Source organism: Pseudomonas sp. MEJ108 (assembly GCF_030208985.1).
GTDB classification, from domain to species: domain Bacteria; phylum Pseudomonadota; class Gammaproteobacteria; order Pseudomonadales; family Pseudomonadaceae; genus Aquipseudomonas; species Aquipseudomonas fragariae.
In genome coordinates this window covers 59,407-73,898 of sequence record NZ_JARVSW010000004.1, presented here as the reverse complement: position 1 = coordinate 73,898, position 14,492 = coordinate 59,407, and the positions used below count along the sequence as shown (strand labels likewise).

The following is a 14,492-nucleotide window of genomic DNA, read 5'->3' as shown; positions in this document are numbered from 1 at the left end:
TGGCACTGGAACTGGCCCTTGGCGACCTGTTTGCCGACAGTTCGCTGATCGCGGTCGCACACTGCCTGAGCGCTGCCGCACGCAGTCAGTTGCCGGCCATCGACGTGCAGCCACGCAACGGCCCGCTACCCTTGTCTTCCGCTCAGCAGCGCATCTGGTTCATGGCGCAAATGGAAGACGCCAACAGCGCCTACAACATCTCGCTGGGCCTGAAATTGAGCGGTCCACTGGACAGCCGTGCCTTGACGCGTGCGCTGGAGCGCATTGTGGCCCGCCACGACAGCCTGCGCAGCCGCTTCAGTCAGGAGGACGACAATGCCTGGGTAGAGGCCGCGCCTGTGACTGAAGTGCCGCGCATCTGCTGGCAGGACTTACGTGATCAGGACCCACAAGCGCTGCAGGCCGTGATCAGGGAAGAGGCCGCGCAGCCCTTCGACTTGCAGCACGACCTGCCGATCCGAGGCCGTTTGCTGTGTCTGGCTGAAGACCGTCACGTCTTGTTGCTGACCGTGCATCACATCGTTGCCGACGGTTGGTCGCTGGGCGTGCTGACCCGCGAACTGACCGCGCTCTACCAGGCATTCAGTCAAGGGCAAGAGGACCCGCTGCCCGCACTGGCGCTGCAATATGGCGATTACGCCGTATGGCAACGCAACTGGCTGGACGACGAGCGATTGAGTCATCAGGCCGATTACTGGCAGCAGACGCTGACGGGAGCGCCGGTATTGCTGACCCTGCCCACCGACCGTCCACGTCCTGCGCATCAGGATTACACCGGGGCCAGCGTCGCGCTGGATCTCGATCCGCGTCTGAGCACCGACCTCAGAGCCTTCTGTCAGGCGCAGTCGGTGACACCGTTCATGCTGTTCATGGGCGCATGGGCCGTATTGCTGGCGCGGCTGTCCGGACAGGAGGAGGTGGTCGTCGGCATGCCGGTTGCCAACCGCCGTCGTGCCGAAATCGAAGGCTTGATCGGGCTGTTCGTCAATACCCTGGCCGTGCGTGTCGATACGTCGGGCGAGCCGGATGTGGTGACGCTGCTGGAGCGCATCAAGGCCCGCGTGGTGGAAGCGCAGGATCATCAGGACCTGCCTTTCGAACAGGTCGTGGAGCGTCTGCGGCCGCCGCGCAGCCTCGCGCACAGCCCGCTATTCCAGGCATCACTGACCTGGGACGGCAGCCAGGGGCTGGAATTGCAACTGGGCGATATGCAGCTCGAACCGCTGGATGAACAGGCCGCATTCGCAAAATTCGACCTGGCGTTGAGCGTCAGCGATGGTCCTGATCATTTCCGCTGCATCGTGGAATATGCCACAGCGCTGTTTGACCACGGCACCATCGAGCGCCACCTGAATTATCTGGAGGCGATACTGCGGGCCATGGTGGCTGACAGCCAGACGGTGGTGAGCCACATTCCGCTGTTGTCGGAGGCCGAGCGTCGGCAGTTGACCGACGGGTTCAATGCACCTGATGCGGTTTATCCGCAAGAACAGACGCTGCACAGCCAGTTCGAAGCGCAAGCGCAGCGCACGCCGGATGCGATTGCCGTCAGCTATGAAGAGGAGTCGTGGAGCTACGCGACACTCAACGCCCAGGCCAACAGGATCGCGCATCGCCTGATTGACATGGGCATCGGTGCGGACGACCGGGTCGCCATCTGCACCCATCGCGGCCTGCAGATGATCGCCGGCCTGCTGGGGATTCTCAAGGCCGGTGCCGCCTACGTGCCGCTGGACCCGGCTTATCCTGTTGAACGTCTGGCTTATACCCTCGACGACAGCGCACCGGTAGCGTTGTTGAGTCAGCGGTCAGTGCAGGGCACCTTGCCAGTCTCGCAAGTGCCGGTTATCTGTCTCGACGACGACTTGCAGGACGAATCCGTCTGTAATCCGCAGGTGCCGGTAACGCCCGGCAACCTGGCTTATGTGATCTACACCTCCGGGTCTACCGGCAAGCCCAAAGGCGTGATGATCGAACATCGCAACGTTGCGCGGCTATTCTCGGCCACCGAAGAATGGTTCGGTTTCAACCAGCAGGATGTCTGGGCGCTGTTCCATTCGTTCGCCTTCGATTTCTCGGTCTGGGAAATCTGGGGTGCATTGCTGCACGGCGGGCATTTGGTGATCGTGCCGCAACTGGTCAGCCGCTCCCCCGAAGACTTCTACGCACTACTGTGCAGCACCGGGGTGACGGTGCTCAACCAGACGCCGAGTGCGTTTCGTCAGCTGATTGCTGCACAGGGCGAGAACGGCCAGGCGCATTCGTTGCGCAAGGTGATCTTCGGCGGTGAAGCACTGGACACCGTGATACTCAAACCGTGGTATGCCCGCCAGGTGAATGCCGGCACACAACTGGTGAACATGTACGGCATCACCGAAACCACGGTGCATGTGACCTATTACCCGTTGCAGCCCGGAGACGCCCAGCGCCTCGGCGCCAGCCCGATTGGCAGGCGCATTCCCGATTTGCAGCTGTATGTTCTCGATGCCCGCGGCGAGCCGGTGCCGATGGGCGTGGTTGGCGAGCTGTATGTCGGCGGTGCCGGTGTGGCGCGGGGCTACCTGCACCGTGAAGCACTGACGGCTGAACGCTTTCTCGACAACCCGTTCAGCCACGCCCCGAATGCGCGGATGTACCGTACCGGTGACCTGGGCCGCTGGCTGGCCGATGGCAGCCTGGAATACATGGGCCGTAATGACGAACAGGTCAAGATTCGCGGTTTCCGTATCGAACTGGGTGAAATCGCAGCGCGCCTCAATGATCATCCAGATGTTCTCGACGCCGTGGTAGTGGCACGCGAGGATGTGCCGGGAGACAAACGACTGGTTGGCTATTACACCTCGGCTGAAGATAAAGCCGGGCTGGATATCGAACAGTTGCGTGCCTGGCTGTCGGGCCTGCTGCCCGAATACATGGTGCCTGCCGCCTATGTACGGCTGGCCAGCCTGCCGGTGACGGCGAACGGCAAACTGGACCGCAAAAGCCTGCCGGCACCGGACCGCGACAGCATCGCCAGCCGGGCCTATGAAGCGCCGCAAGGACCGATCGAAATCGCTCTTGCAAGTTTGTGGGCCGAGCTGTTGCATGTGGAGCAGGTCGGTCGTCAGGATAATTTCTTTGAACTGGGCGGCCACTCGTTGCTGGCCGTGACCCTGATTGCGCGTATGCGTCGTCTGGACATGCGTGCGGACATTCGCGTTCTGTTTGTCCAGCCAACGCTGGCGGCGCTGGCCGAGGCTGTCGGTGGCGACACTGAAATCAATGTGCCGGCCAACCTGATCGATGCGCACTGCCAGCGCATTACCTCTGAACTGCTGCCCCTGGTGGCGCTGGATCAGCCCGCCATTGAGCGTATCGTGGCGCGGGTGCCGGGCGGTGCCGCTAATGTGCAGGATATCTACCCGCTGGGCCCGTTGCAGACCGGTATTCTTTATCACCACCTGACCGCCGGGGACCGCGATCCTTATCTGTTGCAGCCGCAGTTCGCCTTCGCCGACGCCTCGCGTCTCGAGGCTTTTTGCCATGCCTTGCAGCGGGTGATCGAGCGCAACGATATTCTGCGCACCGGGTTGTTCTGGGAAGGTTTGCAAGCACCGGTACAAGTGGTCTGGCGTCAGGCGCCGCTGCGGGTTGAAGAGACAGCCTTGCAAGACCTGTTCAATGCGCCGCGCATGGACCTGACGCAGGCGCCGCTGCTGCAGCTGGTCTATGCCCATGATCCGGCCAATCAAAGGATCGCAGCGGTGCTGCGCTACCACCATGTGATCATGGACCACATCGCCCTTGATGTATTGAGTCATGAGTTGCAGGCCATCCTGCTGGACAACGAAGCTCAGCTTGCAGCGCCCGTGCCTTACCGAAACTACATCGCCCACGTTGTGCAAGGGCCTGGCGAGGACGCCCATGAAGCGTTCTTCCGCGAGCAGTTGGGCGATATCGATGAGCCGACCTTGCCTTACGGCCTGGCCATGGCATCCGCCGAGCAGATTCCTGGCGATGCCCGACTCACGCTGGACCGCGACCTGTGCCGGCAGATCCGCGATCAGGCAAGACAATTGAGTGTCAGTGCCGCCACCTTGATGCACCTGGCCTGGGCGAAGGTACTGGGCCAGTTGTCCGGGCGTGACAGCGTGGTATTCGGCACCGTGCTGCTTGGACGCCTGCGCGGCGGTGAAGGGGGCGAGCGCGCCTTGGGGGTGTTCATCAATACCTTGCCATTGCGCATGGATCTGGGCCGGCATTGCGCGCGCGGTGCGGTGCTCGACCTTCATGGTCGTCTGGTCGGGATGCTCGCCCATGAGCACGCTCAGTTGGCTCTGACCCAGCGCTGCAGTGCCTTGCCGGCTGGCGCGCCACTGTTCAATACGCTGCTCAATTACCGCCACAGCGCTGTGCCTGAGGTCGATGACCAGGCGAACAACACGGCATGGCAAGGGATTGAGGTCGTGCACGCAGAGGAGCGCAGTAACTACCCGCTGACCTTGAGTATCGATGACTTCGGCGATAGTTTCAGCCTGACAGCCCAGGCTGCGCCGGGTATTGATCCGCAACGGATTTGCGCCTACGTGCAACAAGCCCTTGTCCATCTGGTGCGGGCCCTGGAGCAGCAGTCGGCAGCAGCCCTGATTGAATCGTCAGTGGTGCCGGAAGCAGAACGCGAGCGTCTGTTGGTCTCGTTCAACGATACCCGGCGTGATTACCCACGCGGGCAGCCCGTGCACCGTCTGTTCGAACGCCGCGCTGCGCTTCATCCGCATGCAGTGGCGGCCGTGCATGGCCGTCGCTCACTCACTTATGGTGAGTTGAACGAGCGCGCCAACCACTTGGCTCACTACCTGCTGGGGCAAGGCGTGCGGCCCAACGAGCATGTGGCGATTCTGCTGCCGCGCTCACTGGAACTGCTGATCAGCCAGTTGGCGATCGGCAAATGCGCAGCGACCTACGTGCCACTGGACGTCAATGCGCCTGCCGAACGCCAGCATTACATGCTCGATGATTGCCAGGCGAAATGTGTGCTGACACAGAGCGCTACCTCGCTGGGCTCGACGGTGCAACGCATCGATCTGGACCAGTTGAACCTTGACGACCAGCCTGCGCATGATCCGGGTCTGCCTCAGGCGTCCGACACCGCGGCTTACGTCATGTATACCTCCGGCTCGACGGGGGCCCCGAAAGGCGTACGCGTGGCCCATCGCGGCATTGCCAGGCTGGTGTTGAACAACGGTTATGCCGACTTCAACGAGCAGGACAGCATCGCCTTTGCCTCCAACCCGGCGTTCGATGCCAGCACCATGGAAGTCTGGGGTGCCTTGCTCAACGGTGGACAGTTGCTGGTGATCGAGCACACCACGCTGATCGATCCGATGCGTTTCAGCGCGGCCCTGCGTCACGGCAATGTCAGCGTGCTGTTCTTGACCAGCGCACTGTTCAATCAGTACGTGCAACTGATCCCCGAGGCACTCAGCGGTCTTCGGCTGTTGCTTTCCGGCGGTGAGCGCGCCGATCCGGCGAGCTTCCGCACGCTGCTTGCCCAGGCTCCGGGCCTGCACCTGTTGAACGCGTACGGCCCCACGGAAACGACCACCTTCGCGACAGCCTGCGAAGTCCGAGCGCTGGCCGATCACGCCGAGTCGGTTCCGATCGGCAGACCTATCGGTAACACGACGGTCTACGTACTCGACGCTCATCAGCGCCTGACACCGTTGGGGGCGATTGGCGAGCTTTACATTGGCGGCGATGGTGTGGCGCTCGGTTATCTGAATCGCCCGGACCTGACGGCAGAGAAGTTTATTGCCGACCCGTTCAGCGATCAGCCCGGCGCGCTGCTGTACCGCACCGGCGATCTGGGCCGCTGGCTGGAGGACGGTCAGCTGGAATGTCTGGGACGCAACGATGACCAAGTGAAAATCCGCGGCTTCCGTATCGAGCTGGGCGAGATCGTCAATTGCCTGCACCAATTGCCTGGTATCAGGGAGGCTGTTGTTCTGGCGCGCGAGGATGAGCCGGGGCAGGTGCGTCTGGTTGCCTATTTCACCAGTCGCCTGGACGCCGAGGCACCTGCACCGGAGCAAATGCGTGCTCACTTGCAGGCTAACCTGCCGGAATACATGGTGCCTGGGGCCTTTGTCGAGCTGACCGCTTTGCCGTTGACGGCCAACGGCAAGCTGGACAGCCGTGCGCTGCCCAAACCGGATCACTCGTCGCTGTTGGGACTGGCCTACGAGCCACCGCAGGGCGAGATTGAAATCGCTCTGGCGCAGATCTGGGCTGAAGTGCTGCAGCTCGAGCGGGTCGGTCGTCACGATCACTTTTTCGATCTGGGCGGGCATTCCCTGCTGGCCATGCGCATGGTGTCGCAGGTGCGTCAGCAGATGGGCATGGAGTTGCCATTGGGCGAACTCTTCGCGCTGGGCGAACTGGCAGCCGTGGCCAGTGCGCTGGCTGGTGCCGGACGCAGTGAGCTGTCAATGATCCTGCCTGCGCCACGTGATCAGTCGCTACCGCTGTCGTTTGCCCAGCAGCGTTTGTGGTTTCTGGCACAAATGGAGGGCGGCAATCAGGCTTACAACATCCCGCTGGCCCTCAGTCTGCAAGGACCGCTGGATGTGGCAGCGTTGACAGCCGCGCTCGGGCGGATCGTCGAGCGCCACGAAACCCTGCGCAGCCGCTTCATTGCCCGCGAGGAGGGGGCTGAAGTCGTGTTCACAGCTCCGACAGCCATGTCGTTCCTGCACATCGAAGACCTGCGTCAAAACCCGCAAACCCTGGCCGAACGCGTTGCAGCGGAGGCCACCGCAGCGTTCGATCTGACGCGGGGGCCGCTGATCCGTGGCTGCCTGCTGCAGGTGGAAGACGCGCGGCACGTGTTGTTGCTGACCGTGCACCACATCGTCTCCGATGGTTGGTCGATGGGCGTTCTGACCCGCGAACTGCTTGCGTTGTATCCGGCGCTGCGTCGCGGCGAGACCGATCCACTGCCAGCGTTGAGCATCCAGTACGCCGACTATGCGGTCTGGCAGCAGGGCTGGATGAGCGGTGAACGTCTGCAACACCAGGCTGCCTATTGGCGGCAGGTGCTGGAAGGCGCGCCGACACTGCTGACCCTGCCTGCCGACCGGCCGCGTCCGGCGCAGCAGGATTTCACCGGTGCCAGCCTCAACGTACGGCTGGATGGGCAACTGACTGCCGGCCTGCGTGCGCTGGCTCAACGGCAAGGCGTTACGCTGTACATGACCTTGCTGACTGCGTGGGGCGCACTGCTGGCGCGTCTGTCCGGTCAGGCCGAGGTGGTGGTCGGCAGCCCGATCGCGGGCCGTGGTCGCGCCGAGCTGGAAGGGCTGATCGGCCTGTTCGTCAACACGCTGGCCATACGCATCGACACAGCATCGGCACCCACCGGTGAGGCGCTGCTGGCACAGGTCAGGACGCGCGTACTGGAGGCTCAGGACCATCAGGACCTGCCGTTCGAGCAGGTGGTGGAAATCGTCCGCCCGACACGCAGCCTGGCCCATGGCCCACTGTTCCAGACAACGCTCAACTGGCTGGCCGGGGAAACTACCTTACCGGAGATGGACGGGTTGTCGCTGGCGACGGTCGAACAGCAGAGTCAGGTCTCCAAGTTCGATCTGTCGCTTAACCTCGGCGAACAGGGTGATGCCTTGTTCGGTACGCTGGACTACGCCACTGCGCTGTTCGACGAGACAACGGTGCAGCGCTATTGCGGCTATTTCGAACAGTTGCTGCGCACGCTGGTGAATAACCAGCAGGTGGTGCTCGCTGATATACCGGTGGTGGGCCTGCAGGAGCGCGAGTATCTGCTCGAAAGCCTCAACGCCAGCGCGGTGAGTCTGCCGCAAGGTCAGACCATTCATGCCCTGATAGAAGCACGCGCCGAAGGCATGCCCGAAGCCTTTGCCGCCAGGGTCGGCGAGCAGTCACTGAGCTACGCACAGATGAACCGTCAGGCCAACAGCCTTGCCCATCATCTGATCAGCCTGGGCGTGCGCCCGGATGATCGCGTCGCGGTCGTCGCGCGCCGTGGGCTGGACACGCTGGTGAGCCTGCTGGCCGTGCTCAAGTCCGGTGCCTGCTATGTGCCGGTGGATCCGGCGCACCCCGATGAGCGCATAAACTATCTGCTGGCCGACAGCGCGCCAGTAGTGGTGCTCGCTGAACAGGCTTTCATGGCGCGCCTGCCTGCACTGAAGGTGCCGTTGCTCGCGCTTGATCGATCTCAATGGCCTGAAAAACCGGCAAATCCGCTGGTATCGGGCCAGACGCCCGGCGATCTGGCGTATGTGATTTACACCTCCGGCTCGACCGGACAACCGAAAGGCGTGATGGTCGAACACCGCACGCTGGCCAATCTCGTCCACTGGCATTGCCAGGCGTTCGCTTTGCACGCCGGCAGCCACACGGCCACTGTGGCCGGCTTCGGTTTTGACGCGATGGCCTGGGAAATCTGGCCGGCGCTCTGTGCAGGGGCAACGCTGCACATCCCGCCAGCGGAGATCAGCAACGAACAGCTCGACCTGCTGCTCGACTGGTGGCTCGCGCAGCCGCTGCAGGTGGCGTTTTTGCCGACACCGGTGGCCGAATATGCGTTCAGCCGCGAGCTCTACCACCCGACGCTGCACACGCTGCTGATCGGCGGCGATCGCCTGCGGCAGTTCCACCGTGAGCCGGGTTTTGCCGTGATCAACAACTATGGCCCGACCGAAACCACGGTGGTCGCGACCTCCGGTCGTCTGTTGCCTGATGGCAGCCTCGACATCGGCAAGCCGATCGCCAACACCCGCGTGTACCTGCTGGATGATCAGCAGCAACTGGTGCCGACCGGTGTTGCCGGCGAGCTGTACATCGGTGGTGAAGGCGTGGCGCGGGGTTATCTGAATCAGCCGCAACTCACTGCCGAACGCTTCCTCAGTGACCCGTTTTGCGATAACCCGCAGGCGCGCATGTACCGCACCGGCGATCTGGCGCGCTGGAATGCCGACGGCACGCTGGACTACCTGGGACGTAACGACGATCAGGTGAAAGTCCGCGGTATGCGCATCGAACTGGGCGAAATCGAGGCGCAACTGACCTCGTTGCCAGGTATCGAGGAGTCGCTGGTGGTGGCGCGCGAGGACGAACCTGGACAGTCACGTCTGGTGGCGTACTTCATTGAGCAAGGCCCGCGCTCGGCCCTTGATATCGCCAGGCTACGTGCCGACCTGCTGGACCGTCTGCCGGGCTACATGGTGCCGAGTGCGTTCGTGCGCCTCGATGCCTGGCCATTGACCGCCAACGGCAAGGTCGATCGACGTGCCTTGCCGGTGCCGGATCGCGACGCCATGCCAGGGCGTGAATACGAGCCGCCGCAAGGCGAGCTGGAAATGGCCCTGGCCGATATCTGGAGCGATTTGCTGCAAGTCGAGCAAGTAGGGCGCAACGATCACTTCTTCGAACTCGGCGGCCATTCGCTGCTCGCCGTTACTCTGATCGCACGCATGCGTCGCCGTGGCATGGATGCCGATATCCGCGTGTTGTTTGCCCAGCCGACCCTGGCCGCCCTGGCACGCGCCGTTGGCAGCGGCGCTCAGGTGAAGATTCCGGCCAACCTGATCGGTGCCGATTGCACGTCAATCACCCCGGACCTGTTGCCGTTGGTGAAACTGGATCAGGCAGGTATCGATCGCGTTGTCGCCAGCGTGACCGGCGGTGCGAGCAATATTCAGGACATCTACCCGCTGGGGCCTTTGCAGGCGGGTATTTTCTATCACTACCTGTCCGCCGCCGAGGATGATCCCTATCGCTTGCAAGCACGCTTCGCCTTTGCCGACCGCTCGCGACTGGAGGCCTTCAGCCAGGCGCTGCAACAGGTCATCGCCCGCAACGACGTGTTGCGGACTTCACTGTGCTGGGAAGGCCTGGAAACGCCGGTGCAAGTGGTCTGGCGACATGCCGATCTGCCGGTGATCGAGGTACCGCTGGCGGCGCTGGATAATCCCGAGCCGCTGGAACTTGTACGAGCACCGCTGCTGAGGCTGATTCACGCCGATGACCCGGACAACGGGCGTATCGTCGCGCTCCTGCTGTTCCATCACTTGATCATGGACCACGTTGCCCTGGACCTGCTGAGCCAGGAATTGCAGGCGGTGCTGCTCGATCAGGCAGCGCAACTGCCTGCGCCAGTGCCTTACCGCAACTACATCGCGCAGACCTTGCTGGGGGCGGGTGACGATGCGCATGAAACGTTCTTCCGCGAGCAATTGGGCGATCTGGATGAGCCGACCCTGGCGTATGCCCAGACCTGGTTGCCAGGGCCGGAGGTTGCAGGCGAGGCCCGACTGCGTCTGGATGCGGACCTGAGCAGGCGGTTGCGTCATCAGGTGCGGCAGCTGGGTGTCAGTCCTGCCAGCCTGATGCACCTGGCCTGGGCTCAGGTACTGGGCCGATTGTCCGGGCGTGACAGCGTGGTGTTCGGCACCGTACTGCTGGGGCGCTTGAACGGCAGCGAGGGCGCCGACCGCACGCTCGGGGTGTTCATCAACACCTTGCCGTTGCGCATCGACCTGGCCGATCAGAGTGCACGCGATGCTCTGTCCCAGACCCACCGCCGCCTGACCGGATTGCTTGCCCACGAACAGGCTTCTCTGGCAATCGCGCAGCGTTGCAGCGCATTGCCTGCAGGCGCACCGTTGTTCAGTGCGCTGTTGAACTACCGCCATAGCGCGGTGCCCGGTGAGGCAAACGAGGCTGCCGGCAAGGCCTGGCAGGGTATCGAGCTGTTGCAGTCGGGCGAGCGCAGCAGCTACCCGTTGACGCTCAGCGTCGATGATCTGGGCGAGGCGTTCGACCTGACTGCATTGACCTCGACAGGCATCGATGCCCGACGTGTTTGTGCGTATCTTGCCTGCGCCGTGGAGGGGCTGGTCGACGCCCTTGAACAGGCACCTTCGGAACCGATTCAGGCACTGAATATTCTGCCCGGCACCGAGCGAACCGAACTGCTCGATGGCTTCAATGCCGATCGCCTTACGGCGGAGTGCCCGCTGCCGGTTCATCTACGTATCGAACAGCAGGCGCTTGACCAGCCGAACGCACTGGCTGCTAAGGCGGGCGACCAGCACTTGAGCTACGCCGAGTTGAATGCCCGTGCCAACGCATTGGCCCATCACCTGATCGGGCTGGGCGTGCGTCCTGACGACCGTGTGGCGGTGGTCGCGCGGCGCGGTCTGGAGACCCTGACAGGTCTGCTGGCAGTGCTCAAAGCCGGGGCGTGCTACGTACCGGTCGATCCGGGCCATCCGGATGAACGCATCAGCTACCTGCTGGAGAACAGCACACCCATGGTGGTGTTGGCTCAATTCGACCTGCTGACACGTCTGCCCGAACTGCAGGTGCCGGTGATCGCGCTTGATCGCCCGGACTGGTCACAGCGCACCGACAACCCGTCCGTGCCGGAAATGACCACGCAGCATCTGGCTTATGTGATTTACACCTCGGGGTCCACCGGGCTGCCCAAGGGCGTAATGGTCGAGCACCGCACGCTGAACAATCTGGTGGATTGGCACTGTGAAGCCTTCAACCTGCGTGCCGGCAGTCATACCGCCAGCGTTGCCGGGTTCGGTTTCGACGCCATGGCCTGGGAAGTCTGGCCTGCGCTGTGTGCCGGTGCGGTGCTGCACCTGCCGCCTGCGGAGATTGGCAACGAACAGCTCGATGTGCTGCTCGACTGGTGGCTGGCCCAGCCGCTGCAGGTGGCGTTTCTGCCGACCCCGGTGGCCGAATATGCCTTCAGCCGTGAATTACACCACCCGACGCTGCAGACCCTGTTGATTGGCGGTGATCGCTTGCGTCATTTCAACCGTGATCCCGGTTTTGCCGTGGTCAACAACTACGGCCCGACAGAGACCACGGTGGTGGCCAGCTCTGGCCGGATGCAGCCAGGCAAGGTGTTGCACATCGGCAAGCCGGTTACCCATGCCCGACTGTACGTACTGGATTCGCGTGGCCAGCCCGTGCCACTCGGGGTGCCCGGCGAGTTGTACATCGGCGGCGCTGGCGTGGCTCGTGGCTATCTCAACCGTGCGGACCTGACCGCAGAACGCTTCCTCGACGAACCGTTCAGCGACAGGCCCGGTGCACGGATGTATCGCTCCGGCGATCTGGTGCGCTGGCTGTCCGACGGGACGCTTGAATACCTGGGCCGCAACGATGATCAGGTGAAGATCCGTGGCGTGCGTATCGAGCCGGGCGAGATCGAACAGCACCTGGCGCAATGCCCGGGCGTCGGCGAAGCGGTCGTGACCACCCAGCGTCTGGACGATGGCACGTTGCGTCTGGTGGGCTACTTCACCCGTCGCGATGCGTCGCTCGACAGTGCCGCCTTGCGTGCGCATCTGTTGGGGCACCTCCCGGAGTACATGGTGCCTGCGGTGTTTGTAGGCCTTGATGCGCTGCCATTGACCCAGAACGGCAAGGTCGACCGCAAGGCGCTGCCTGCGCCAGACCTGACCGCACTGGCAAACCTCGCTTACCAGGCGCCTTCAACGGCTCTGGAAGAGCGCCTGGCGGACTTGTGGGCCGAGGTTCTTGAAGTCGGGAAAATCGGCAGGCACGACAGCTTCTTCGAACTGGGCGGCCATTCGCTGTCGGCCATCCGTCTGGTCAGCCTGCTGCAAAAGGCAGGCGTGTCGCTGACGCTGGCCGAGCTGTTCCAGCACCCTAGCGTTGCAGCGCTGGCCGGATTGCTCGATCAGCGTCCAGGGTCGCCGGATGCGGCTCGCGAGGTGATCACAGTGCGCGCCGGTGGCAGCGAATCACCGTTGTTTCTGCTTCACGACTTCACCGGGCTGGATGCTTATTTTCCGGTGCTTGGGCAACATCTGCAGGGCGACTTTCCGATTTACGGCTTGCCGGGCATTGGCCTTGGGCAGCAGCAATTACGCACCATGGAGTGCCTGGCTGCGCGGATGGTGGAACGCATTCGTCAGGTCCAGCCGCGCGGCCCGTATCGACTGGCCGGCTGGTCGTTTGGCGGGGTTCTGGCCTACGAAGTGGCTACTCAACTGCTGGGCATGGACGAGGCCGTGACATTCCTCGGCCTGATCGACAGCTATGTGCCACGCCTGACCGATCAGGGCAAGGCGCGCTGGCAAGGACCTGACTTGCTTGAGCGGCAACTGCTCTCGCATTGCACTGCGCACTGGCAGGCCCAGGCAGGTGAGGGCGCTGCGAAGTTGGCACGTCTGAACTCATTCAGCGAACAAGCGCCGCTGCCGGACTTCGCGACGCTGTTGCAACTGTGCCGTGACGAAGGCCTGTTGTACGAGGAACTGGCGCTGGCGAGCGATCAGCAATTGCACCATTACCTGGACCGGGAAGTGGCGCATGGTCAGGCCCTGGCGCATTACCAGCTGGAACCGCTCAGTCTGCCGATTCACCTGTTCCGCGCCGAACAGCGTCCAATGGCGCCGATCGCAAGCAGTTCGACTCTGGGCTGGGGTGAGATTCTCTCCAGAAATCAACTGCAGTGCGTCGATGTCCCGGGGGACCATATGACGATGATGCAGGCACCGCACGTGGCCGTGCTTGGTCTGAGCATCGTTCAGGCGTTGCACAGCGCGCCTGCCACGCCACCGCCAACGCCGGCTCATCAGTCGCTGCTGGCCATCCAGAGTGGGCGTGACGGGCATGCCCCCGTGTTTTGCGTACCCGGAGCCGGTGACAGCGTCACCAGTTTCATTGGCCTGGCCGAGGCGCTGGGGCCGGAATGGCCGATCCACGGCCTGCAACCGCGCGGCCTGGACGGTCGCAGTGTTCCGCACAGCCGGGTGGAAGCGGCAGCGCAGAGCCATGTGCAGGCCATCGAAGCGCTGTATCCGAAAGGCCCGCTGCATCTGGTCGGGCATTCTTTCGGCGGCTGGGCGGCGCACGCCATGGCGGTCAAACTGCAGGCCCGTGGCCGCGAGGTTGTCTCGTTGACCCTGATCGACAGCGAGGCGCCTGGCGGCGAGGGCCTGGACGGCAAACCTTATACCGCCACCGCCGTGCTGGAACGCCTGGTCGAGGCGTTGCAGTTGTCCAGCGGACGAAGCCTGGAGCTCGACCCGCTGGCGTTTGCCGACAGCGATACGGTCACGCAAATGCACCTGCTTCAGCAGGCCATGGTGCGCGTCGGGTTATTGCCGCCACGCCTGGCGGCACAGGCCCTGCAAGGGATTGTCCGCACGTTTGCCAGCGCCTTGCGCACGGTCTATCGACCTGAGCCGGGAGGCTACAGCGGCAGGGCAAGTCTGGTCCTGGTGAATGACCCGCAACTGGATGCGCTGGACAATCAACTTGAGCATGCCGCTTGCGCAAGCCAATGGCAGCACTTGCTGCCGCAGCTTTCACTCTGGCAAGGGCCGGGCAACCACTTCAGCGTCCTGAAAGCGCCGGACGTCTACAGCCTGGCAGCCTGGTGGTACGACGGATTGGCAGTGGGTGTGGGGGAAACGCAATGA

1 protein-coding gene (running past one end of the window) is annotated in these 14,492 nt (G+C 63.1%); it reads left to right on the top strand.

The window, feature by feature from the left end; genetic code table 11:
* Window positions 1-14,492, top strand: partial view of a non-ribosomal peptide synthetase gene (locus tag QRN50_RS01475; protein ID WP_096126740.1) — the 3' portion only. 3,289 nt of this gene lie to the left of the window's left edge; 14,492 of the gene's 17,781 nt are visible here — the last part of the coding sequence; its start codon lies off the left edge, out of view; the stop codon is at window positions 14,490-14,492.